Genomic DNA, 23,653 nt, shown 5'->3' with positions numbered 1-23,653 from the left:
GCCTGACCGAGCAAGTCCCTAAGCTACGGGGATGATCAAGCCGATTGAGCTCGTGATATTCGACTGCGACGGGGTGCTGGTCGACAGTGAACGCATCGCGGCACGCGTCCAGGTCGCCTTGGGAGCGGAGCTGGGCTGGCCGCTCACCGAGGACGAAGTCATCGACCGGTTCATCGGGCGCTCCAGCGCCTCCATCGCCGAGCAAGTCTCTGCCAGGCTCGGCCATGGGACGGCCGCAGTCTGGTGGGAGCGGTTCGAACAGCTCCACCGTGAGGCAGTGGATGCCGGGTTGTCCCCCGTCGAGGGACTGCCCGAGGCACTCGACGCGATCAGCCTGCCGACCTGTGTCGCCTCCAGCGGCTCCCACGAGAAGATGCGCCACACCCTGGGCCGCACCGGCCTCTACGAACGCTTCGCGGGCCGCATCTACAGTGCCACCGAAGTCGCCCGCGGCAAGCCGGCCCCGGACCTGTTCCTGCACGCCGCACAGCAAATGGGTGTCGACCCGGCAGCGTGTGTGGTGGTCGAGGACAGCAGGCCCGGCGTCCAGGCCGCCCGCGCCGCCGGCATGCGGGCCTTCGGCTATGCCGGCGGACTAACTCCGGCCGAGCGACTCGAAGGCGCCGGCACCGTCGTATTCCACGACATGCGCAAACTGCCCAATCTCATTGCCGAACAGTGACCGCCACTTACGCGCGCAGCACCACCGTCCACGGGAATTGACAATTCCTCGTGGGCCATACGCCCCTGGCTGAGAGCTTGATGCGCCGGACAGAACCTGGCCGGGGCTTTTCTTCCCAGGCATCTCGGGACGCTCTCGGGACCCCTGCGGTCTCCTGGTCAGTGGTCAACGATTTCTGCTGACGCGCTCCGGCACATGTGACGCGGTCGACGATCCAAGGCCGACCCGGCGAACGAGTTCAGCCGTTTGCCGCCGTCGAGAGTGCAAGCCCGGCACCTGACGACGCCTCAGTATCGACGTAAGTCCGATTTGCGGCGCAAGTGCACAGCTCGCCGAGGCATCGCCAGGAAGGCAGGAACGTACGTGAAACTCGCCCCCAGGCAGGAAAGAGGTTCCCGAACCGGAGCGATCCGCCGGTGGCTCTACGCCATGCTGCTGGCGCCCCTGCTGGCCCTGGCACCCACGCTCGCGAACGCTCAGGGCGCGTGGCTGACGGTGTCCCACCTGAACACCGCCCGCTCCGGCCTGGCCGCGACGACCGCGCCCTGCCCCAGGGACGTTGCGGGGCCGGCGGAGACCTGCGTGTACGCCTTCGGCGGCTCCGACGCTGCCGGCGTGGTCAACACGGTAGAGGCCTACAGCCCGGTCACGAACCTGTGGGTGACCCTGCCCTCGCTGCCCACCGCCCGCACCGGCCTGGCGGGGGCGACCGCGCCCTGCCCCAACGGCGTCGCCGGGCTGCGGGGGACCTGCGTGTACGCCATCGGTGGCGACGACGGCGCCGGGCCTGCGGACCAACTGAGCACGGTGGAGGCCTACAGCCCCGCCACGAACCAGTGGGTGACCTTGCCGTCGATGAACTCGACCCGGGCCTTTCTGGCAGCGGCGACCGCGCCCTGCCCCAACGGCGTCGCCGGACTGCGGGGGACCTGCGTGTACGCCATCGGCGGCTCCAACCGCGGCGCCGGTAGCACGCATCTGAGCACGGTGGAGGCGTACAGCCCGGCCACGAACCAGTGGGTGACCCTGCCCTCGCTGCCCACCGCCCGCACCAGTCTGGCCGCGGCCGCCGCGCCCTGCCCGCAGGTGGTCATGGAACGGAACGAGACCTGCGTGTACGCCTACGGCGGCTTCCCCGGCGGCGGAGCACGCGATGATCTCCACCGCGCGATGGAGGCCTACGTGCCCACGGCCAATGTCTGGGTGTCGCTGCCCCTGATGCCCACCGAACGCTCCGGACTGGCGGGGGCGGCCGCACCGTGCCCCAAGGCCGCGAAGCAGGTCTGTGTGTACGCGTTCGGCGGTGTCCGTGCCGGCGAAGCCCTGCGGACGGTGGAGGCTTACAGCCCCACGGCCAATGTCTGGGCGACCCTGCCTTCGATGCCCACCGCCCGTACCGACCTGGCAGGGGCTGCCGCGGCGTGCCCCGACAACCTGAACCGGACGTGCGTCTACGCCGTCGGCGGTCGTAACGGCGCTGACCCTCCCCTGGACACGGTGGAGGCCTTCGACATCGAAGAGTGAACCGCCCGGGTCCCGAAACCGAGCGGGGGCGGTACGGCCGCCGCCGTACCGCCCCCGCCCGCGTCCGATGTGTGCTCAGCAGTACAGGTTGCCGCCCGTCGGCACACCCAGGATCTGTGTGAAGCGCGTGTAGCTGTCGACGCGGCTCTGGACCTGCGCCGGGTTCCTGCCGTCGCACTCCAGGGAGCCGTTGATGGAGCGGATGGTCTGGCCGAAGCCCGCCTGGTTGACCATGGCGTTGTGGCCGGTCATCGTGCCCGGGCCGTTCTGCGTGTTCCAGTACCAGAGGCCGGTCTTCCAGGCGACGGCCGACTCGCGCTCGACGCGCCAGGGGTTGCCCAGCAGGTCGATGCCGAGGGCGTCACCCGCGGCCTTGTAGTTGAAGTTCCAGCTGAGCTGGATCGGGCCGCGGCCGTAGTACGCGGCCTGGCCGGCCGGGCAGCCGTAGGGCTGGCTCGCGTCGCAGTAGTGGGGGTAGTTGGCGGTGTTCTGCTCGACGATGTGGACCAGGCCGCCCGTCTCGTGCGAGACATTGGCGAGGAAGGCCGCGGCCTCCTGCTTCTTGACCGTGTCGCTTCCGGTGTTCGCGAAGGCGGGGTAGGCGCTCATCGCCGCGGTCAGTCCGCTGTACGTGTAGAACGCGTTCCGGTTCGGGAACATCTGGTTGAACTGCGCCTCGCTGACGACGAAGCCGGACGGGGACGGGCCCGGGCCGGGATCGCCGCCGCCGGTTCCGCACGTGCCCTGGTCGGCCCAGACGCCCCATTCGCCGGTCGTGCCGGGCGTCTCGCCCTGGGTCCACCACTTGGCCTGCCAGTTGTGGCCGTCGTGGGAGGCGATCATGCCGCCCGTGTACACGGCGGAGGAGTTCCAGGCAGCGGCACAGTCGGCCGCCGCAGCCGTCGAGCCGGGCAGGAAGACCGCGAATCCGAGGATCGCCGCGAAGGCGGCGAACAAGCTCACTATGCGTCGTGACAACGTTATCTGCCTTTCCCTGTGGGGGGTTCGGAGCCATGAGGGTGCAAAGCGTGTTGCCGTGGCACGTGTTGAGCACTGAACCGGGAATGGTCTGGACCTGTCAAGGGTCTAGACCATGATTGTCGCGGCAGCGGGGCGCGGTCGCCTCGGGCTTCCGGGCCGAGGACGGCCACCGCCCGGTGTGCGAGGATCCCGCCGTGGACCCGCTGACGCCCGAAGACCCCACCCGCATCGGCCCGTTCCGGCTTCTCGGCCGGCTCGGCACCGGTGGCATGGGCCGCGTGTACCTCGCCCGGTCCGAGGGCGGACGCACGGTCGCCGTGAAGGTCGTGCACCCGCAGCTCGCCGCGGAGGAGGAGTTCCGGCTGCGCTTCGCACGTGAGGTCGACGCGCTGGAACGGGTCGGCGGCACCGGCACCACGCCCGTGATCGCCTCCGACACGGCCGCGGACTCGCCGTGGGTCGCGGTCGCGTACGTACCCGGGCCGGCGCTGCGGACCGTCGTGGACGACCAGGGGCCGCTGCCCCCGGACTCGGTACGCACCCTCGCCGCCGGGCTGGGGCGGGCCCTGGAGCACATCCATGCCGCCGGGCTCGTCCACCGCGATCTGAAACCGTCCAACATCCTGCTGGCCGTGGAGGGTCCGCGGATCATCGACTTCGGGATCGCCCGCGCCGTGGACACCGTCACCGACGGCGGGCTCACCAGCACGGGCGCGGTCGTCGGCTCACCCGGCTTCATGTCGCCGGAGCAGGTACGGGGCGAGAAGGTCACCGCCGCCTCCGACGTCTTCTGCGTGGGCGCGGTGCTCGCGTACGCGGCCACGGGACGGCAGCCGTTCGGGGCGACCGAGAGCGGTGTCCACGCCGTCATGTTCCGGATCGCGCACGACGAGCCGGACCTGGACGGGCTGCCGGAGGAGCTCGCCCCGCTCGTACGGGCCTGCCTCGACAAGGACCCGGCCCGCCGCCCCTCGGCGGCGCAGCTGGCGCAGGCCGCGCCCGCCGCCGGGGGCGCCTGGCTGCCACCCGCACTGCTGGCCCGGCTGGGCGAGCACGCGGCCAGGCTGCTCGACGCGGACACCCCGACACCGGACCTCCCGACGCCGGGCACCCGGGCACCGGGCACCCGGGCACCGGACCCCCCGACATCGGGCACCCAGGCCGACGGATCGCATCGGCGACGCCGGTGGCGCACCGTCCTCGCGGCCGGCTGTGCGGTGGCAGTGCTCGCGGGCGGCGGCGCCCTGGCCACGGCGTACTGGCCGGACCGGGCCCCCGAGTCGTACGAGAAGACGCCCGGCGGCACCACCGGGACGGGTGATGCCGAAGGCGGCGAGACCGAGCGCGGTGAGGCCGGTGATGTGCCGGACGTCTTCATCGGCGCCTGGGAAGGCGTACTGAAGGGCACCGAGGACAACCCCAAGTCGACCGGTCGCATCGAGATCGGCCAAGGCAGGAAGGGCCGCAAGACCGCCGTGTACGTCCAGGTCACCGGTGACCGGCTGTGCATGGGGAGGTCCGTACTCGTCTCGGCGGACGACGACATGATCGTCTTCGGCGAGAGCGATGTGACCACGAGCGTCCCGGCCTCGGAATGCCTGCCCGCCGCGCACCAGACGCTCACCATGCGCTCGCAGGACGTCATGGAGTGGACGTCCGGCGCCGTCACCGCCACGTTCCGCAGGACGAAGGCGGGTCCTCAGATCGTCCCTGCGGCTTTCGTGGGCAGTTGGAAACAGCACTTCGACGAGCTCGCCGGCGGCAACCAGAACGACCTGTTCAACAACACCGTCACGATCACTCAGGGCCCGGTCGGCGCACCGCTCATCCGCTTCGAGGACTCGTACCCGAAGACCGACGGCGCGACCGGAGAGCCGCTCGACGCCACCGTCAACTGCGCAAGCACAGCAGTGCTGGGCGGCGTCGGCAACCTGCTGGTCATCGGCCCGCGCGTACCCGACCTCCGTGCCTCCGACCCCGACTGTTCACCCGACGGCGCGTCGCAGAGTCTGCGCATCGACCGCTTCGAGGGCAAGCAACGTCTACTCATGTACGGGATGGGGCCGGACGGGGAGCCCGCGGAGTACTTCCGCGACCGTTGAACCGCCGGCCCGGATCGGTCAACGGCGGCTCGCCGATTTCGAGTTCACAAAATCCGGCGGAAGCGGCGGGTTACGGGGCATGAATTCGTCGAGGCAGTCGTGAACCATCCCCGCATTCACGGGAATTCACGCCCGGTGGAGATCAACACCGGAAAGTACTGAACAGCAGCGTGCCCCGGCGCACAAAAAGAGACATTCGAAGTTAATATGACAATCGCATAAGCCACTGATACATCGAATGCGCTCTGTTGGTGCCTGCATTCATCGGATTGAATCAGATCAGGCGAGACGGACCGCCCGGATCAGCCGAACCGCAAGGATCGGTCGACCCGCCGGGATCAGTCACTCCGTTCCACCGTGCGACGCCTGCCTCACGGCTTCGTGACGCGTCACTCGCCCGCCACAACCACAACCGGTCCCGCTGCGCGCGCTCGAAGCGCTGTGGCAGCCCATCGGTTCCCTCACCCGGACTCACCATCCCGTTCACCATCCCGCCGCCGGCGCCCTGGACATGCCGTGACGTCGCGGACCCGCACCACAGACGGTCAGCCACGGGAGCACAACGAGCGCAAGGAGACCCGCCATGGCAACTCTCACCTCGCTGACACCCACCCAGAGCCACAACGGAATCACCCTCACCCTCACCGGCACGAGCCTGTCGGGCACTACCAAGGTGAACTTCGGAACGAAGAAGGTCACCCCCGCCACCGTCAGCGCCACCACCGTCACCGTCGTCATCCCGGTCCTGTGCGGTGGCCAGGTCAATGTCAGCGTCACCGCGGGCACTTCGACGAGCAATTCGCTCTCGTTCTTCTACATCGACCCCCCGGCGCCCACGGCGCTCAGCGCCAACACCGGTCCGGCGACCGCCACATCCCTGAGCGTCCTCGGCAGTGGGCTGCTGACCGCGACCGCGGTGACGTTCGGCGCCGTGGGCGCCGGCACCGGACTGACGGTCGTGTCGGACAGCGAGCTGACCGTCACCTGCCCCGCGCACGGCGCCTTCGGCGGTGCCAGCTTCGACACGGTGAACTGCACCGTAACCACCGCAGGAGGCACCAGCATCCCGCTCGGCGCCCCCACCCAGTACACCTACTACGACGTCCCGACCGTAACCGGCCTGAATCCCACCACAGGACAGGTCGGTGACGACACCACCGTCACCGGCGCCAACCTGGTGGACGTCAGCAGCGTGACCTTCACTCCCACGGGCGGGGGTACCGCGGTCGAGGCCGACTTCACCAGCGTCTCCGCCTCCAGCCTGGTCGCCACCGTCCCCGCGGGGCTCACCGCGGGCACGTACGACGTCCGGGCCACCACTCCCGGCGGCCTGACCGCGATCGTCGCCGGTGACGTGTACACCGTCGTCTGACCCCCTGTCTGCGCCCTGGCCGACGCGCCTCGGCCAGGGCGCAGCATCCTGAGGAGTGCAGGAAGGAACCGGTCATGGCCCCGGTAGTGAGCAGTCTCAATCCCAACAAGGGACCGACCGCGGGAGGGACCGCGGTGACGATCAACGGCAGCGGCTTCACCGGGGTCACAGCCGTGAGGTTCGGAACCGTCTCGGCCTCGTTCACGGTGATCAGCACCAGTCAGATCACCGCCACCTCGCCGGCCGGCTCCGGGACGGTCAACGTCACGGTCGTCGCGACATCGGGTACGAGCAACGGCGTCGCCTACACCTATGTCACGCTCCCGGTGCTCAGCTCCCTGTCACCCAACCGGGGACCGACCTCGGGAGGAAACACGGTCACCCTCACCGGTACCAATCTGTCGGGGGCCACCGCGGTGCAGTTCGACTCGCGTCCGGCCGTCATCACCGGCAACACCGCCACCCAGGTGACCGTCATCGCGCCGGCGGGGCCCGCCGCTCCCGCCGAGGTCAAGGTCACCACGCCGGGCGGTGTCAGCAATCCACTGCCCTACTTCTACATCCCGGCCCCGGTCATCAGCCTGATCAGCCCGGACAAAGGCCCGCTCGCCGGCGGAAACAGCGTCACCATCACCGGCAGCAACCTGACTCTCACCAGCAGCGTCCGCTTCGGAACCAGTACGGCCACCGGTGTCACCGTCGACTCCGACAGCCAGGTCACCGCACTCGCCCCCAGCGGATCGGGCACGGTGGCCGTCACCGTCACCACGCCGGGCGGCACCAGCGCCACCGGGCTGGGAACCGCCTACTACACGTACCTCGCGACTCCGGTCCTCAGCAGCCTCAACCCCTCATCGGGACCTGCCCCCGGCGGAACCACCGTCACCATCACCGGCAGCAATCTGACCTATGCCGACGAAGTGCGCTTCGGGGGCGTTCCGGTGCCGTTCACCGCGGTCTCCGACACACAGGTCGTCGCCGTCGCCCCCGGAGGGACGCCGGGCACGGTGCCGGTGGACGTGCACACCCCGGCGGGCACCAGCCCCGGCATCTCGTTCCAGTACGTCACCTGAGAGAGCGAACGATGTAGGCCGACCGGCCCGGGCGCCGCCGATATGTGTGGCGGTATGCCCGGGCTTTGGCAATCTGATGATGGTATGCAGTGATTGTGGCCTTGTCATGTGCCGGCCGCGGGGTCCGTGCCCGCGGCCGGTTCCGTCCCTCCCGCGTGCCTGATGCCACGTCTGCCGGCGGGATGCCGTGAAGTGCGTGAGAGAGGTGGACCAGGCATGACTCCTGGGATTCGGACGGACCGTTCCCGGCGCCCGGTACCAGGCGGGCGGACAGCTGCCCCCACCGCATTCGGCCCCGCGGGCCGCGCCGTGGCCGCGCTGTTCGCCCTGCTCCTCGCCGTCCTCTCCCCGGCCCTGGTCCCCCAGGTCCCGGCGGCGGCCGCCCAGGCCGTACCCCCCGGGACGTACGCCTACGTCACCAACGAGGCCGACAACACGGTGTCCGTGATCGACGTCGCGCATCCGGCCGATCCCGTTGTCGGCAGCCCCATCCAGGTCGGCAGCGGACCGGTCAGAGTGGCGGTGACCCCCGACGGCACCAAGGCCTATGTCACCAACCAGAGCAGCAAAACAGTGTCGGTGATCGACACCGCGACCAACACCGTCCGTTCCACCATCCACGTCGGCAAGCTCCCTGTCGGTGTCGCGGTCTCCCCCGACGGCAGCACGGTCTATGTCACCAACGCGTTCAGCAACACGGTGTCGGTGATCGACACTGCGACCGACCGGGTCACCGCCACCATCACGGTCGGCATGGGACCGCTCGCGGTCGTCGTCTCCCCCAACGGCAAAAAGGCCTACGTCGTCAACGTCAACTCCGACTCCGTCTCGGTGATCAACACCAAAACCCACGGGGTCACCACCATCGCGAACGGCTTCACGGCGCCGTTCGGGGCCGGGATCACTCCCGACGGCACGAAGGTCTACGTCACCAATTCGATCGACGAGTCGGTGTCGGTGATCGACACCGCGGCCGACCTGGTCACCGCCACCATCACGGTCGGCAAAGGACCGGTCGACGTCGCGGTCACTCCCGACGGCACGAAGGCGTACATCACCAACGGCGTCGACGGCACCGTCTCGGTGATCGACCCCGATCCCGACGACGACGTCATCGCCCCCACCATGCCCATCCCGGTCGGCACCGGACCCCTCGGCGCCGCGGTCACTCCCGACGGCACCCAGGCGTACGTCGCCAATGGCGGCAGCAACACGGTGTCGGTGATCCGCACCGCCACCGACAAGCTCGCCATCACCATCCAGGCCGGCTCCTCACCGCTGGACGTCGCCTTCGGCATCGTGCGCGCGGCCACCACGACAACGATCGCCTCGGCTCCGCGCCCGTCGACGTGCCGTCAAAAGGTGACCCTCACTGCGACCGTGTCCGGTGACGACGACGGGGCACCCACCGACGGGACCGTCACCTTCCTCGACGGAACCACGACCCTGGGCACCGCCCCCATCGACAGCGGCACGGCGGTCCTCGTCATCCACGACCTGCCCCTCGGGGACCACTCGCTCACCGCCCACTACAGCGGTGGCGCGACGTACGCCGAATCCACGTCCCCCGTCCTCGTCCACACCGTCGTGCAGGGCGACCGCCGACCCCACCATGACGGTCCCGACCGTTGCGAGGACCGTCCGGACCACGACGACGACCATGACGACCACGACGACGACCACCACGACGACGGCCCGGACCACGATCACGGAACGGGCCACCACCCGGCAGGCTGACGCCCCCAGCGTCTGAACGGGCGGAGAACATCAGCCGACGGAATGGCCCACCTGGCCGAACTCACCTCGTACGCACGTACGGTGACGATCCGTGGAATGGGTGAGCGCTGAAAACATCGTGGCCGTGGGTACCGCTGTGCTCGGCATCCTGGCCTCCGCCGGCGTCCTCTGGTACGAGCGCCGCGTACCGAGCCGTAAGCGCATCGGCTACCGCATCCAGCTGGACACACCGATCGGCAGCAACGTACGCAACGGCCGCCCCAACATCCGGCTCGGGCTGTTCAACGACACACCCGACATGTCCGACGGGACGCTCGTCCTCCTGCGCATCGAGAACGACGGCTCGCAGAGCATCGCCGACAACGACTACACCGGCCGCGAACTGCACGGCCTCACCGTCGATTTCACCGACCGTTTCGTGCGCGGCCTCGCCGTCACCCACCCCAACGACACGGAACACCTCGTCGAGCACTTCACCCCGGCCGCCGGGCTGCGGTTCGTCGGCAACACCCTCTACATCCCGCGCGTCCCGCTCAACCGCGGCGAGCACTTCAAGCTGCTCGTCCTGCTGTCCGGCGGCCCGGTGGGCTGCCAGGTCAGGATCACCGGCGGCATCCGGGACGGCGAGGTGATGCCCAACCGCGCGATCCTGCCCGACGACAAGCCCCCGCTGTTCAGCAGGGCGGCCCGCAACATCACGGTGCTGCTGACCGCCTGTGTCGTCGCGCTCGCCGCGATCATCGTCGTACGGGACGACACCCGGCCGCCGATCGGCTGCGCCAAGGGCGAGCTGACCGTCACGGGCTCGACGGCCTTCGCGCCCGTCGTACGCGAACTGGCGAAGAAGTACGAGAAGGACTGCGAGGGCTCGAAGGTCACCGTGGACGCCCACGGCAGCGCGGCCGGGATAAGGTCGCTCGCCGCGGCGGGTGAGAAGGCGACGAAGGGCTCCCCCGCCGTGATCGCCCTCTCGGACGGGCCCAAGCCGGGCGGCTTCCCGCAGCTGCGCGAGAACCGGGTCGCCGTCTCGGCCTTTGCGCTCGTCGCCAATGACGAAGTGCCGGTGAAAGACCTCTCCCTCGACGACATCCGCGCGATCTACCGCGGCGACATCACCAACTGGAGCAGGTTCGGCGGGCCGGACCTCAGGATTTTCCTCGTCAGCCGCGACGCCAACTCCGGCACCCGCGAGGTCTTCCAGCGCCGCGTCCTCGGCCGCAACGAGCCCGCGAACTCCTCCCGCGACTGCGTGAACAAGGACGACCCCGAGTCGAAGGTCGTCCGCTGCGAACTCGACAGCACGGAGCAGGTGCTGGCCACCGTGGCCAAGCTGCCGGGCGCCATCGGCTACAGCGAACTACGCGCCGGTTCCGGTCTGAAGGGAGCCCACCGCCTCGACATCGACGGCGAACCCCCGTCGGTGGAGACCATCGGCGCCAGTGCGTATCCGTACCGCGAGATCGAGTACGCGTACACCTACGGCCAGCCCCCCGCCGATTCCCTCGTCTCCAGCTTCCTCGGCTACATGCGGCAGGGCGGCGGCCAGGACGTCGTCACCACCCACGGCCATCTGTCGTGCGCGACGCCGAAGGGGCTGCGGGTCTGCGGGGAGGAGCAGCCAGGACCGCTGACGGGTGCGGGCGGCCGACGCCCGCCAAACAAAAGTTGAGCATTCAACTCGGGTTCCCCTGCCAGGGTTTGCCAAGCCCATGACGATGGAACTCATGGCGCAGCAGACTTCAGAGGGCACCAGCGGCACCACACGACGCGCCGTACTCGCCGCGGCCGCCGGGACCGCGGCGGTCGGCGCCGTACCCACCGGCCATGCAGTCGCCGCCGATTCCGGCCAGGGACCGGCGCAAGCGCCCGGTGGCGGACACAGCGGCCGGCCCGCCACGGCGCAGTCGTGAACGGCGCGGCCCTGTGGACCCTCGCCCAGGCGCCGGGCACCCCACGCAGCGCCGAGATCGTCACCAGCATGCTCACCAACGCCACGGAGCTGGTGTGGGACCGCGGCACGGAGCCGGACCTGGCGGGGTACGAGGTGGTGTGGCGCGAGACGACCGCGCCCGAGTGGACCCATGTCATCGCGGTCGGCGATGCGACGCGGCACGAGGTCGACCTGTCGAAGGACAACGTCTTCTTCGGCGTGCGCGCGGTGGGCCGGACGGGCGCGAAGAGCCCGGTGGCGTTCCCTGTGCCGCAACGCTGAGCGGGGCCCGAGGGCCGGGTGGCCCGCGCGTCCGTCCTCGAACGCCGGAGGGGCTTCAAAGGAGCCCCTCCGGCGAGCGGCCGGCCCCGCCTATGGCCTAGGCGTCCGCAAGTTCCGCGATCACCTCGGCGTGGCAGCGCTCCGGGACACACCAGCAGCCGAGCCGGCGGCCGCGCAGTGCGGGGAGCCGGGCCAGCAGCTCGGGTCGCTCCAGCAGATGGGCGCGGTACTTCTCGACCACTTCGTCCCGCGTGCCGTCGGGGCCCGGGCGGAACGGACTGGCGAGCGGTGAGGCGTCGAGGTGCCAACCGCCCCGGTGCATGGCGCGGCCGACGTACACGACGTCCGCGTACTCGGGGTCGTCGCGGTGTCCCTTGAGGTTGACCACGGTCGTCCTGTGCATGGGCAGATCCTCGCTGCTCGGCCCGGCGGACGCTCAGGGCAGCTTGACCGCGAGCAGGTCGACGGGACGGATGTCGGGCGCCGAGGCCAGCATGGTCTCCGCCGCGTCCATCAGGGCGGCGGCGATCCGGCCCTGAAGATGCCCCGCCCGGCCCTCCTCGTTCTCGAAGGTGTCGAAGACGCCGAAGGTCGTGGCGTTCTCCCGGAAGGCGAACCAGGAGACGGTGTGCTCCTCCTCCTTGGCGAGCTGCAGCGCGCTCCGCAGCATGTCCGCCACCTGGTCGGCGTACTCGGGCTTGGCCTCGATGCGGGCAAGCAGGCCGATGTTCATCGTCGCTCCATGGGTTCGATGTCGTGCCCCGTTCTTCGGGGCCTCACTCAACCTAGGACTCCGAACCGGCCGACCCCAGTGTCGTAAACGACTCATCCGATATCGTTTACGACATGGATGTCTCTGTGCTGGTCTACGACGGCGTGTTCGACTCCGGGCTCTGTGCGGCGCTGGACGTCCTGGACGCGGCCAACGCGATGCGCGGCGAACTGCCGCAGCCGCCCCCGGCCTGGAACGTCACGAAGATCGGCTTCCGGCGGCAGGTGCGCACCGGCGCGGGGCACCTCGTCACGACCGAGCCGATCGCCGCGGCCGCGGCCACGGATCTGCTGCTGGCGCCCGCCCTGGCCGAACGGCGGCCCGATGTGCTCCTCGACCAGGTGTCGAGCAGCGCGATGGCAGCGGCCCGGGAGCTGGTCGCCGACGTGCGCGGGCGGGGCACGCCCGTCGCCTCGGCGTGCACGGGCTCGTTCCTTCTGGCCGAGTCGGGAGTGCTCGACGGGCGGCAGGCAACCACCACCTGGTGGCTGGCGCCGGTGTTCCGCAAGCGGTACCCCGCCGTCATGCTGGACGAGTCCCGGATGGTGACCACATCGGACGGCGTGACCACGGCCGGCGCGGCGTTCGGGCACGTCGACCTCGCGCTCGCCGTCGTGCGGATGACCAGCCCGGCCCTCGCTGATCTCGTCGCCCGCTACCTGGTCGTCGACGAACGGCCCTCGCAGTCCGCGTACACGATCCCGAGCGCGCTCGCGCAGAGCGATCCCCTGGTCGCCGCGTTCGAGCGGTGGGCGCGGCTGCATCTCGACGAGCCGATCGGCCTGGCCGAGGCGGCGCGCTCCCTCGGCGTCAGCGAGCGCACGCTCCAGCGCACCGTCCGCCGCGTCCTGGGCACCACGCCCGTGCGCTTCGTCCAGGACCTGCGCGTCGAACAGGCCACGCATCTGCTGCGGACCACGGACCTGTCGCTGGACTCCATCGCCCGCAAGGTCGGCTACGAGCACGCGAACACCCTGCGGATCCTGCTGCGGGAACGCACCGGAACCACGGCGGGGACCCTGCGCGCCCGCTGACAAGGAGCGCACAGGGAAGCGGCCCGCGGGAACGGTGTCCCGCGGGCCGCTTCGTACGCCTCGCCTCGCCTTGCCTCGGTTCGGCTCGGCTCGGCTCGCCTCGGGCTTGCCTGCGCTTACAGGAAGGAGTTGATCTCGATCGTCTCGGTACGGCCGGGGCCGACGCCGATCGCCGAGATCGGGGCGCCGGACATCTCCTCCAGCGCCTTCACGTACCCCTGCGCGTTCTTCGGCAGGTCGGCGAAGGTCTTCGCCTTCGTGATGTCCTCGGACCAGCCCGGCAGGTACTCGTACACCGGCTTCGCGTGGTGGAAGTCGGTCTGCGAGTACGGCAGCTCCTCGACGCGCTTGCCGTCGATCTCGTACGCGACACAGACCGGGATCTGCTCCCAGCCGGTCAGCACGTCCAGCTTGGTGAGGAAGAAGTCGGTCAGGCCGTTGACGCGGGTGGCGTAGCGGGCGATGACCGCGTCGAACCAGCCGCAGCGGCGGTCACGGCCGGTGGTCACGCCGCGCTCGCCGCCGATGCGGCGCAGGGCCTCGCCGTCGTCGTCGAAGAGCTCGGTCGGGAACGGGCCGGCGCCGACGCGGGTCGTGTACGCCTTGAGGATGCCGATGACACGGCTGATCTTCGTCGGGCCCACGCCGGCGCCGGTGCAGGCACCGCCCGCGGTCGGGTTGGAGGAGGTGACGAAGGGGTACGTGCCGTGGTCGACGTCGAGGAGGGTGCCCTGGCCGCCTTCGAAGAGGACGACCTTGCCCTCGTCGATGGCGTTGTTCAGGATCAGCGTCGTGTCCGCGACGTACGGCCTGATCTGCTCGGCGTAGCCCAGCATCTCCTCGACGATGCGGCCGGCCTCGATGGCGCGGCGGTTGAAGACCTTGGCGAGGAGCTGGTTCTTGTTCTCCAGCGCCGCCTCGACCTTCTGGGTCAGGATCGACTCGTCGTACAGGTCCTGAACGCGGATGCCGACGCGGTTGATCTTGTCGGCGTACGTCGGGCCGATACCGCGGCCGGTGGTGCCGATCTTGCGCTTGCCGAGGAACCGTTCCGTCACCTTGTCGAGGGTGACGTTGTACGGGGTGATCAGATGGGCGTTACCGCTGATCAGGAGCTTGGACGTGTCGACGCCGCGCTCGTTCAGCCCGCTCAGCTCGGAGAGCAGGACAGCCGGGTCGACGACGACTCCGTTGCCGATGACCGGGGTGCACCCCGGCGAGAGGATTCCGGAAGGGAGGAGGTGGAGCGCATACTTCTGGTCGCCGACGACGACCGTGTGGCCGGCGTTGTTGCCACCCTGGTAACGCACCACGTAATCCACGGATCCACCGAGCAGGTCGGTGGCCTTTCCCTTGCCTTCGTCACCCCACTGAGCACCGAGCAGCACAAGTGCGGGCACAGGCGTACACCCCTTCCGGGCGGGGCATGTCCAAGGTCAGGGGGCCTGAGCCGCCAACCGGTGTGCCCCGGAATAGACGAAGCCCCTGGCGCAATAGCGCAAGGGGCTCTTGCACAAAGATGCTACCCGAGGAAGGACCGAGGTGTCGGCTCACGGCCAGCTCCTGGTGGTCATCGACCCGGTCGCCCGCCGTATTGACGGCGAGTCCGTTCGGATCGTGAAGGATGTGTTGTGTGCCGGGGCGGCGGCGAAAATCTGCCTGCCCGACGGGCCCGAGGAATTTTGCCGGGCACTGGCCCGAAGGGGTGCCAGGCGGCTTGTCGTGGTCGGTGACGACCGTGCACTGCTGCGCGCGGTCGCCGCTCTGCACCGCGGGCGCGGGCTCGCGGACGAGGCGCTGTCGCTCGTGCCCGTGGGGGTCGGCGCGTCGGTGGAGCTGGCGCGGGCGCTGGGGGTGCCGACCGGGCCGGTAGCTGCGGCGCGGGCGGTGCTGGACGGGGAGGCGCGGTCACTGGATCTGCTGGTGGACGACAGCGACGGGGTGGTGCTGGGGAATCTGCGGATCCCGGCCCCGTCGGCCTCGTCGGCCTCGACACCGTCCTCTGCCGCTGCCGCGCACCCGGCGTCGGTCTGGGACACCTGCCGCTCCCTGGTCCGCACCCTCGTGCGCCCCGATTCGGTCTCCGCCCCGCCGGCCGCGACCACGCACCGGCTGCGGGTCGAGGCGGACGGGGTGCTGCTGAACGACCTGAACGAGCCGGTCGAGGACGTACGGGTGCGCACGGCCGAGGGCGCCGCTGAGGTGACCGTGCAGCGCCGGGCGGGCGCGGAGCCCCTGCGGACCCTGGCCAAGGTCGTCACGGTCTCGGGCCCCAGCTTCCGCTATCGCGCGGACGCCCTGATCGCCGGCCCGGTCCGGCACCGGACCTGGACGCTGCGGCCGAAGGCATGGTCGCTGACCCTCCCGGCCGCGGGGCCGCCGGAGTAGCTTGGGCGCCGATATCGGCGGGTGGGGGCGGCAGGGGGCGCCGGGCGGCGCCTTGGCAGCCGCAGCGGGCGATCGCGCCTGCGCCGGGACCGGCACAGGGACCGGCACAGGGACCGGCTTCGGCCCCTGCGCGCGGGCGCCGCCGGGGAATCTTCCGCTGGGTGCCGCTCCTCGGCGCGGTCTGTTTCGGGCTCGGCGTCGCCGGCTCGGAGGGGTTCACGCACGACCCGCAGATCGACCTCACCGTGCTGAGCGAGAAGCCCGACGGCCGGTGCGTCGTCCGCTGGACGGATCCCTTCGACGGGCGTGAGCGGACCGGCCCGTACCGGTGCGACCCCGACCGGGAGCCGGAGCTCCACGACCGGGAGACCGGCTTCGTGGTCTCGTACGGCCCCTGGAAGGGCGATCTCTACAACGCGGAGTGGGAGGGCACCGCCGCTGATGACGTCAACGCGGCCGTCGGGCTCTCCGGTCTCGCGCTCCTCGCGGTCGGGCGACGGCGCGCGGACTCCCGCGTCCGCCCGGCCACCGCCGTGGCGTCGCGCGTCGATCCCACCAAGTCACCCGAAGACGGCGGCGAACACGCGCCGACGTAGGCGGTGTTCGCGGGACGGGCGTACCTGGAGCGGCTGGTGGCCGGAGCCTCGTACGCCCCGTGACCGGCTCCGGCTCCGGCTCCGGCTCCGGCTCCGGCTCCGGCTCCGGCTCCGGCTCCGGCTCCGGCTACGAACCGAAGAGCTGCTCCCGGCGTACCTGCCACCGCTCCATCATGTCGACGAGCTCGTCCTGGAGGAAGTCGAAGAAGGCGAGGGTCTCCGCCAGCCGGCGCCCGGCCGGGGTGTCCGGGCCGAGGCTGGCCACACCCTCGCGCAGGGCGTCTGACCACCGCTTGATGATCGCGTCGCGGTTCGTCAGCGCCTCGTACCACTGATTGCTGTGGACGCGGTACCGCTCACGCCGCGATCCGGGCTCACGCTCGCGCGAGACCATGTGCTGCTGCGAGAGATAGCGCACGGCGCCGGAGACCGCGGCGGGGCTGACCTGCAGCTGTTCGCCGAGCTCGGCGGAGGTCAGCGTGCCGGTGTCGGAGGCGAGCAGGGCGGCGAAGACCCGGGCGGGCATGCGCGTCATGCCCGCCTCGACGAGCTGCGCAGCGAAGCGCTCGACGAAGTCGGACACCGCGGCTTCGTCCCGCTCACCCTGCTGCTTCTCGGTCTGTTCAGCCACCACCGGATCATCTCCCCTGCTCACGGCCCGACCCGAGTTTATACGCTTCCTTAACTTCACAAATTTGTGAAACTAGCGTACGTTCCGAACCATGACGAAGGCAATCACGGTCGCCGGACTGCACAAGTCGTTCGGGCGCACACACGCACTGGACGGCCTCGACCTCGCGGTCGAGACCGGTGAGGTCCACGGCTTCCTCGGCCCCAACGGCTCCGGGAAGTCCACCACCATCCGGGTCCTGCTGGGCCTGCTGCGCGCCGACTCCGGCGCTGCCCAGCTGCTCGGCAGGGACCCCTGGAAGGACGCGGTCGAGCTGCACCGGCGGCTCGCGTACGTCCCCGGCGACGTGACGCTCTGGCGCAACCTCTCCGGCGGAGAGGTCATCGACCTCTACGGGCGGCTCCGCGGCGGCCTCGACAAGGCGCGCCGGGACCGGCTGATCGGGCGGTTCGAGCTGGACCCGACGAAGAAGGGGCGTACGTACTCGAAGGGCAACCGCCAGAAGGTCGCCCTCGTCGCCGCCTTCGCGTCCGATGTCGAGCTGCTCATTCTCGACGAGCCGACGAGCGGCCTCGACCCGCTGATGGAAGAGATCTTCCAGCAGTGCGTGGCCGAGGAGCGCGACCGCGGCAGGACTGTCCTGCTCTCCAGCCATGTGCTGAGCGAGGTCGAGGCGCTCTGCGACCGGGTCAGCATCATCCGCAAGGGCCGGGCGGTCGAGAGCGGTTCGCTCGCCGATCTGCGCCATCTGACCCGTACGAGCGTGAGCGCCGAGCTCGCGGGCGCGCCCAACGGGCTCTCGCACCTTCCCGGTGTTCACGACGTCGACATCCAGGGCAGGCGCGTCAAGCTCCAGGTCGACACGGACAAGCTGGACGCCGTCCTGAAGAAGCTGTCCGAGTCGGGCGTGCGATCGCTGACCAGCACCCCGCCCACGCTGGAGGAGCTGTTCCTCCGCCACTACCAGGACGACGTACGCGACGCGGGCGCGGAAGGGGCGATGGCACGATGACCGCCCCGACGCCCGCCGTCGCACGGACCGCGGGATTCACCCGGCGGGCAGGCGGCTCACGCCCGCTGGCCGGCACAGGGGCACTCCTGCGGCTCGCGCTGCGCCGCGACCGGGTCATGCTGCCCCTCTGGGTGCTGGTGACCGGCGGGGTGATCTCCAGCGCCCCGAACTCCCTCAAGACGCTCTACGCCACCGCCGCCGACCGCGCCGGCATCGTCAGAACCATGTCGGGCAACGGCTCGCTGCGCGCCCTGTACGGTCCGGCCTTCAGCGACTCGGTCGGCGGCATCGTCGCCTGGCGCTACGTCACCTTCGGCGCACTGCTGGCCGGAATCATGAGCCTGATCATCGTGATCCGGCACACCCGCGAGGAGGAGGAGACGGGCCGTCAGGAGCTCCTGTCCTCGGCGGTGGTGGGGCGGCGCGCCCCGCTGACCGCCGCGCTGCTCACCGCGCTCGTCGCCAACGCGGCGCTGGCCCTGGTCATCACGGCCGGTCTGCAGGGTGAGGGGGGAGAAGGTGCCCTGGCGCTCGGGCTCGCCATCGGCGGCGTCGGCATGCTCTTCGCCACCATGGCGGGGATCGTCGCGCAGCTCACCGAGAGCGCCCGCCTCGCCAAGGGCCTGACCGCGGCCGTGCTCGGGTTCGCCTTCGTGCTGCGGGCCGCGGGCGACGCCGGGTCCAACGACGGCTCGTCCGTGCTGACCTGGGTGTCGCCGGTCGGCTGGGCCGAGAACATGCGTGCCTTCGCCGACGAGCGCTGGTGGATCCTGCTGCTGTTCGCCGGGGCGATCGTGGTGCAGGCCACCGTCGCGTTCGACCTGGCCGGACGGCGTGACATCGGCATGAGCTTCCTGCCGACCCGCCCGGGTCCCGCGGCCGGGCGCATCGCCACGGCCGGCGGTCTCGCCTGGCGGCTGCAGCGCGGCAGCGTGCTCGGCTGGGGCATCGGCCTGCTGGCCACCGGCATCATGTTCGGCGCGATCACCGAAGGCGCCACCGAACTGGTCGGCGACTCCGAGCGGACCCGCGAGATCGTCGAGCGGATGGGTGGCCAGTCGGGTCTCACCAACGCCTTCCTGGCGGGCATGGTCGGCATGCTCGGCATGGTGACCGCGCTGTACATCGTGCAGGCGGTGCTGCGACTGCACGGCGAGGAGACCGGGCAGCGCGCCGAGCCGCTGCTGGCCGCCGCGGTGGGGCGCGTGCGGTGGGCGGCGGGCCATCTGGTCATCGCCTTCGGCGGGGCGGCGCTGATGATGCTGCTCGGCGGCGCGGGCCTGGCCCTCGGGTACGGGCAGGACCTCGGCCCGATCCTGGGCGCGTGCCTGGTGCGACTCCCGGCGATCTGGGTGCTGGGCGGTGTCGCGGTGCTGCTGCACGGCACCTTCCCCAAGGCCGTGATGATCGCGTGGGCGGCGGCGGGCCTGTCCCTGGGGCTCGGCTGGATCGGCCCCGCGCTGGACCTGCCGCAGACGGTGATGAATCTGTCGCCGTTCGAGCACCTGCCGTCGCTGCCGGGCCCCGACATGCAGTGGACGCCGGTGCTGGTGCTGACGGTGCTGGCCGCCGCGCTGGTCGCTGCGGGCCTGGCAGGGCTGCGCCGCCGGGACCTGATCACCTGAACCCCGGCCCTTCGAACGCGCGGCGCCCGGACCTGTAGCGGAGTCCGGGCGCCGTGTGCTGCCAGGGAACCGTGGGCGGCGGGAACCGAGAGCTGCCGGGGAACCGTGGGCGGCGGCGCGGTGTCCGTCGTGGACATGAGCCAAGAGACCACGGACATGAGCCGGGACGCCGAGGGATGTGCCGGCTTCCTCCTGGCAGCCGTCGGCGCCGCGACCGCGGTGCTCACCTGGGCGCCGCTCGCGCGGATCAGCATCACCGGCGGGTTCGAGGGACAGCACCGCGACCTGAGCGTGCTCTACGGCGACCTCCCGCTCATCGCGCTCGGCGGCGCGCTCGTTCCGCTCGCGGCCTGGGCGCTGACACGGCGTTGGCTGGGCCGCCCATGGATCGCGGCGCTGGCCGCCGTGGGCGCGCTCGGGCTTGCGGTGTGGGGGCTGACGGCGTGGTGGACGCCGTACGAGCGGCCGGAGTTCGTGTTCTAGGTCCTGTCCGGTCGATCAGGCCGGATCCGGACAGGGCCCAGGCGGTCACAGCTCCACGCGCAGCTCCCGCACCCCCCTGATCACGAACCCGGGCTTCCACTCCGGCTCCGCCACCAGTCGCATCCCCGGCGCCTCCCGCAGCAGCTCCCCGAAGGACGCGGTCAGTTCGATGCGCGCGAGCGGGGCACCGAGGCAGTAGTGGATGCCCGCGCCGAAGGAGATGTGCGGGTTGTCCGGGCGGGACAGATCGAGCTCGTCGGGCCGCTCGAAGCGGGCCGGGTCGCGGTTGGCGGAGCCGAAGAGGAGCGCGAGCTCGGAGCCTCGCGGGACGAGGGTGCCGCCGATCTCGATGTCGTCGAGGACCCAGCGCTCGAAGAGCTGGAGCGGGGTGTCGTAGCGCATCAGTTCTTCCACAGCTGTGGACAGCAGGGAGTGGTCGGCGCGCAGGGCGGCCAGCTGCTCGGGGTGGCGGAAGAGCGTCCACCAGCCGTTCGCGGTGGTGTTGACGGTCGCCTCGTGGCCCGCGTTCAGCAGCAGCACACAGGTGGAGATCATCTCCTGTTCGCTCAGCCGGTCGCCCTCGTCGTACGCGGCGATCAGCGCCGAGATCAGATCCTCGCCCGGGGCCTTGCGCCGCTCGGCGATCAACTCCCGCAGATACGCGGAGAACTCGAGCGAGGCGCGGACGGCTCGGGCCGCCGTCTCCTCGGACGGATTGAGCTCGTACATCCCGCAGATGTCCGCCGACCAGGGCCGCAGCAGTTCCCGGTCCGGCTCCGGGATCCCCAGCATCTCCGCGATCACAGCGACCGGCAGCGGCTCGGCGACCTCCGCGAGCAGATCGCCCCCGCCCGCCTTCTTCAGGTCCGCGACCAGCCCGGCCGCGAGCCGGCGTACGGTCGGGGCGAGCGCCTCGACCGTACGCGGGGTGAACGCCTTGGTCACCAGCCGCCGGATCCGCGTGTGGTCCGGGGCTTCGAGGTCCAGCATCCCGTTGTCGTTGAGCGTGTGGAACGGCTCGTGCGCGGCCGGCGGGGGTGTGCGCCCGAACTCCTCGTGCGTGAAGCGGTGCAGATACGTACGGCCCAGGCGCCGGTCCCGCAGCAGCGCGGACACGTCGGCGTGGTGCGGGACGAGCCACTGGCGGGTGGGCTCGAACCAGTGCACGCGGCCCCGGGCGCGCAGGTCCGCGTAGGCGGGGTAGGGGTCGGCGACGAAGTCGGGGGACCAGGGTTCGAAGGGTACGGCCATGTGGGGACGCTAGCCCGCACGGGGCGCGCCTGGCGACCGGATCGGGGCTCCGCCCCCGATCCCCCGGGACCTGTCCGGTACCGCCGGGTCGGCCGGCGTATCCGTCCTCAACCGCCGGACGCGCTCGGAACGAGCCCCGCCGGGGGCCCCGCGCCCCGCCCCCCTACGACGGCGTCACCAGCCTCGTCTCGTAGGCGAAGACCGCCGCCTGGGTGCGGTCGCGCAGGCCCAGCTTCACCAGGACACGGCTGACGTGCGTCTTGATCGTGGACTCGGCGACCACGAGGTGCGAGGCGATCTCCGCGTTCGACAGCCCCTGCGCGATCAGCACCAGCACCTCCGTCTCGCGCTCCGTCAGATCGCCGATCCGGGCCATCGCGGGGGGCCGCGGGGCCGTGGAGATGCGGGAGAACTCGGTGATCAGGCGGCGGGTGACGGTCGGCGCGAGGAGCGCCTCGCCCGCCGCCACGACCCGGACGCCGTCCGCGAGCTGCCGGGCCGATGCGTCCTTCAGGAGGAAGCCGGACGCCCCGGCGCGCAGGGCCTGGTACACGTACTCGTCGAGGTCGAAGGTCGTCAGAACCAGCACTTTCGCTTCGGTGTCCGCTGCGACGATCTCGCGGGTCGCCTCGATGCCGTTGAGCTCGGGCATGCGGATGTCCATGAGGACGACGTCCGGGCGCAGCGCGGCGACCTGGGCGATCGCTTCGCGGCCGTTGACCGCCTCGCCGATCACCTCGATGTCGGGCATCGCGTTCAGCAGGACGGAGAAGCCTTCGCGGACCATCATCTGGTCGTCGACGATCAGGACGCGGATGGTCATGCGGTTTCGTCCCTCGCGACGGGGAGGAACGCGGCGACCTCGTAGCCGCCGTCCTCCGTCGGCTCCGCCGTCATCTCGCCGTTCAGCATCGTCACGCGCTCCCGCATGCCGGTGATGCCGTGACCGGCACCGGGCGAGGGCTTCACGAGCCCGCGCGCCGGGCCGTTGACGATCCGCAGGCCGAGACCGCCGAGGACGTAACTGACCTCGACCTTCGCCGGCGCGCCGGGCGCGTGCCGCAGTGCGTTGCTCAGCGCCTCCTGGACGATCCGGTACGCCGACAGCTCGACGCCCTGCGGCAGTTCACGCACCGCGCCCGTGATCGCCAGGTCCACCTCCAGGCCCGCGTCGCGGACGTTGCCCAGGAGCCCGTCGAGGTCGGCGAGCGTCGGCTGCGGCGCATCCGGGGCCTCGTAGTCCTCGGCCCGTACGACTCCGAGGACGCGGCGCAGCTCGGTGAGCGCGGCCACCGCGTTCTCGCGGATCGTCGCGAAGGCCTGCTCCAGCTCGGGCGGCGGGTTCTCGACCCGGTACGGCGCGGCCTCCGCCTGGATCGCGACGACCGACATGTGGTGGGCGACCACGTCGTGCAGCTCGCGGGCGATGGTGGTGCGCTCCTCGAGCAGGGTGCGGCGGTCGCGCTCGACGGCGGTGACGCTCTGCTGGACGGCGACTTCCTGTCGCGCCTCACGGCGGACGTGGGCCAGAGCCACCACGAGCAGCACCATGGCCGAGACCACCAGCAGCGGAGCGGTGTTGCCGTCGCCGTACCCGCGGCCCAGGAGTGCCTCGGCGACAAATCCGTACGCCCCCGTCAGCAGCCACATCCACATGGCGGTACGCGGGCGGGTGCGCGCCGCGACCACTGGCAGGACGGCGAGGTGCGTGGCGATCATGGCACCCGACCAGGGCCAGTCGCCCCACGGGTTGGCGACGAGCGAGACGAAGAGCGTGGCGGCCAGCGAGGCCCAGAACGCCAGCACCGGGCGGACCAGCGTCATCAGCACCACGGCCGCGGGAACCGCGCCGATGACGAGCGCGGCGAGGCCGTACATGTCGTTCGCCACGCTGCCCGCGGCCAGCACGATCAGCGCGCCGGCCGCGACGACCGCGTGCGGCGTCCAGACCGCGTACCGGCGTATCCGCTTCGGCAGCCGGCGGATCACCGGCCCGTCGGTCGCCAGCGGCGCCAGCGGACGGTAGGCGAAAGCGTCGTGGAAGAGGTCCTGCCGCAGACCGCCTATCGCGCCCATGGCCAGGCGGAACTCGGGGCTGCGGCTCTCGGCGTCGGTGCGCGGTGAGCGCGGTATGCGCTGCGTGGTCTGCGTGTCGGTCACGTTCGCCAAGGTACGGGG

Annotated in this window: 23 protein-coding genes; 15 read left to right on the top strand and 8 right to left on the bottom strand. The window is 70.8% G+C overall.

The genetic code is table 11. The features are described 5' to 3' along the window. Nucleotides 1-31: 31 nt before the first annotated feature. The gene (locus ACWCXB_RS23000; protein WP_450725337.1) at nt 32-682 is read left to right on the top strand and encodes an HAD family hydrolase; all 651 of its coding nucleotides are present in this window, start codon (nt 32-34) and stop codon (nt 680-682) included. 429 nt (nt 683-1,111) lie between these two features. Then, complete coding sequence (locus ACWCXB_RS22995) at nt 1,112-2,206, top strand: Kelch repeat-containing protein (protein WP_450725336.1); 1,095 nt, start codon at nt 1,112-1,114, stop codon at nt 2,204-2,206. Nucleotides 2,207-2,281: 75 nt separating this feature from the next. Here the strand turns inward: ACWCXB_RS22995 and ACWCXB_RS22990 are convergent, their stop codons facing one another. Next, complete coding sequence (locus ACWCXB_RS22990) at nt 2,282-3,184, bottom strand: glycoside hydrolase family 19 protein (protein WP_450725335.1); 903 nt, start codon at nt 3,182-3,184, stop codon at nt 2,282-2,284. A 197-nt stretch (nt 3,185-3,381) separates the two neighbouring features. Between ACWCXB_RS22990 and ACWCXB_RS22985 the strand changes: the two genes are divergently transcribed. From ACWCXB_RS22985 to ACWCXB_RS22955, 7 genes are all read left to right on the top strand, one after another. Beyond that, a complete protein-coding gene (locus ACWCXB_RS22985) occupies nt 3,382-5,289 on the top strand; it encodes a serine/threonine-protein kinase (protein WP_450725412.1) in 1,908 nt (635 codons plus the stop codon). Nucleotides 5,290-5,872: 583 nt separating this feature from the next. Then, nucleotides 5,873-6,661, top strand: a complete 789-nt coding sequence (locus ACWCXB_RS22980; protein ID WP_450725334.1) for an IPT/TIG domain-containing protein — start codon at nt 5,873-5,875, stop codon at nt 6,659-6,661. Nucleotides 6,662-6,735: 74 nt separating this feature from the next. After that, nucleotides 6,736-7,734, top strand: a complete 999-nt coding sequence (locus ACWCXB_RS22975) for an IPT/TIG domain-containing protein (RefSeq protein WP_450725333.1) — start codon at nt 6,736-6,738, stop codon at nt 7,732-7,734. A 216-nt stretch (nt 7,735-7,950) separates the two neighbouring features. After that, entirely contained in the window at nt 7,951-9,471 is a 1,521-nt protein-coding gene (locus ACWCXB_RS22970; RefSeq protein ID WP_450725332.1) for an Ig-like domain repeat protein, read from the top strand. A gap of 91 nt (nt 9,472-9,562) precedes the next feature. Further along, nucleotides 9,563-11,140, top strand: coding sequence for a substrate-binding domain-containing protein (locus ACWCXB_RS22965; RefSeq protein WP_450725331.1), 1,578 nt, complete (start codon nt 9,563-9,565; stop codon nt 11,138-11,140). A gap of 40 nt (nt 11,141-11,180) precedes the next feature. Next, nucleotides 11,181-11,381: a hypothetical protein gene (locus ACWCXB_RS22960; RefSeq protein WP_450725330.1), complete on the top strand. Its 201-nt coding sequence runs from the start codon at nt 11,181-11,183 to the stop codon at nt 11,379-11,381. Next, nucleotides 11,378-11,683, top strand: coding sequence for a hypothetical protein (locus tag ACWCXB_RS22955; RefSeq protein ID WP_450725329.1), 306 nt, complete (start codon nt 11,378-11,380; stop codon nt 11,681-11,683). The genes ACWCXB_RS22960 and ACWCXB_RS22955 overlap by 4 nt, the downstream gene beginning before the upstream one ends. A gap of 97 nt (nt 11,684-11,780) precedes the next feature. Here ACWCXB_RS22955 and ACWCXB_RS22950 read toward each other — a convergent pair whose 3' ends face one another. Both ACWCXB_RS22950 and ACWCXB_RS22945 read right to left on the bottom strand, forming a co-directional pair. Next, the gene (locus tag ACWCXB_RS22950; protein WP_450725328.1) at nt 11,781-12,086 is read right to left on the bottom strand and encodes a DUF4326 domain-containing protein; all 306 of its coding nucleotides are present in this window, start codon (nt 12,084-12,086) and stop codon (nt 11,781-11,783) included. Nucleotides 12,087-12,119: 33 nt separating this feature from the next. After that, nucleotides 12,120-12,416, bottom strand: a complete 297-nt coding sequence (locus ACWCXB_RS22945) for a putative quinol monooxygenase (RefSeq protein WP_450725327.1) — start codon at nt 12,414-12,416, stop codon at nt 12,120-12,122. A gap of 113 nt (nt 12,417-12,529) precedes the next feature. Here ACWCXB_RS22945 and ACWCXB_RS22940 point away from each other — a divergent pair, with 113 nt between their 5' ends. Then, nucleotides 12,530-13,489: a GlxA family transcriptional regulator gene (locus tag ACWCXB_RS22940; RefSeq protein WP_450725326.1), complete on the top strand. Its 960-nt coding sequence runs from the start codon at nt 12,530-12,532 to the stop codon at nt 13,487-13,489. Between the two features lie 116 nt (nt 13,490-13,605). On the opposite strand, the gene ACWCXB_RS22935 is transcribed toward ACWCXB_RS22940, so the two are convergent. Continuing rightward, nucleotides 13,606-14,889, bottom strand: coding sequence for an adenylosuccinate synthase (locus tag ACWCXB_RS22935; RefSeq protein ID WP_450725325.1), 1,284 nt, complete (start codon nt 14,887-14,889; stop codon nt 13,606-13,608). 142 nt (nt 14,890-15,031) lie between these two features. Between ACWCXB_RS22935 and ACWCXB_RS22930 the strand changes: the two genes are divergently transcribed. Together ACWCXB_RS22930 and ACWCXB_RS22925 are read left to right on the top strand one after the other, a co-directional pair. After that, nucleotides 15,032-15,877 (top strand): diacylglycerol kinase family protein, encoded by an 846-nt coding sequence (locus tag ACWCXB_RS22930; RefSeq protein WP_450725324.1) that lies wholly within the window; start codon nt 15,032-15,034, stop codon nt 15,875-15,877. A gap of 161 nt (nt 15,878-16,038) precedes the next feature. Further along, nucleotides 16,039-16,473, top strand: coding sequence for a hypothetical protein (locus ACWCXB_RS22925; protein WP_450725323.1), 435 nt, complete (start codon nt 16,039-16,041; stop codon nt 16,471-16,473). Nucleotides 16,474-16,600: 127 nt separating this feature from the next. Here the strand turns inward: ACWCXB_RS22925 and ACWCXB_RS22920 are convergent, their stop codons facing one another. Next, entirely contained in the window at nt 16,601-17,056 is a 456-nt protein-coding gene (locus ACWCXB_RS22920) for a GbsR/MarR family transcriptional regulator (protein ID WP_450725411.1), read from the bottom strand. 139 nt (nt 17,057-17,195) lie between these two features. Between ACWCXB_RS22920 and ACWCXB_RS22915 the strand changes: the two genes are divergently transcribed. The 3 genes from ACWCXB_RS22915 to ACWCXB_RS22905 all read left to right on the top strand — a co-directional run bounded on the left by ACWCXB_RS22915 (nt 17,196) and on the right by ACWCXB_RS22905 (nt 20,224). Next, nucleotides 17,196-18,116, top strand: coding sequence for an ABC transporter ATP-binding protein (locus tag ACWCXB_RS22915; RefSeq protein WP_450725322.1), 921 nt, complete (start codon nt 17,196-17,198; stop codon nt 18,114-18,116). Next, complete coding sequence (locus ACWCXB_RS22910) at nt 18,113-19,741, top strand: ABC transporter permease (protein ID WP_450725321.1); 1,629 nt, start codon at nt 18,113-18,115, stop codon at nt 19,739-19,741. Before ACWCXB_RS22915 ends, ACWCXB_RS22910 begins: the two co-directional genes overlap by 4 nt. 135 nt (nt 19,742-19,876) lie before the next feature. Further along, nucleotides 19,877-20,224: a hypothetical protein gene (locus ACWCXB_RS22905; protein WP_450725320.1), complete on the top strand. Its 348-nt coding sequence runs from the start codon at nt 19,877-19,879 to the stop codon at nt 20,222-20,224. A gap of 45 nt (nt 20,225-20,269) precedes the next feature. On the opposite strand, the gene ACWCXB_RS22900 is transcribed toward ACWCXB_RS22905, so the two are convergent. From ACWCXB_RS22900 to ACWCXB_RS22890, 3 genes are all read right to left on the bottom strand, one after another. Then, on the bottom strand, nt 20,270-21,475 hold the full coding sequence (locus ACWCXB_RS22900; RefSeq protein ID WP_450725319.1) for a cytochrome P450: 1,206 nt from the start codon (nt 21,473-21,475) through the stop codon (nt 20,270-20,272). 163 nt (nt 21,476-21,638) lie between these two features. Beyond that, entirely contained in the window at nt 21,639-22,298 is a 660-nt protein-coding gene (locus tag ACWCXB_RS22895) for a response regulator (protein WP_450725318.1), read from the bottom strand. Further along, nucleotides 22,295-23,644: a sensor histidine kinase gene (locus tag ACWCXB_RS22890; protein ID WP_450725410.1), complete on the bottom strand. Its 1,350-nt coding sequence runs from the start codon at nt 23,642-23,644 to the stop codon at nt 22,295-22,297. Before ACWCXB_RS22890 ends, ACWCXB_RS22895 begins: the two co-directional genes overlap by 4 nt. Nucleotides 23,645-23,653: the final 9 nt, after the last annotated feature.

Source organism: Streptomyces sp. NPDC001514 (assembly GCF_053597075.1).
This window is presented reverse-complemented; position numbering and strand designations above follow the sequence as displayed.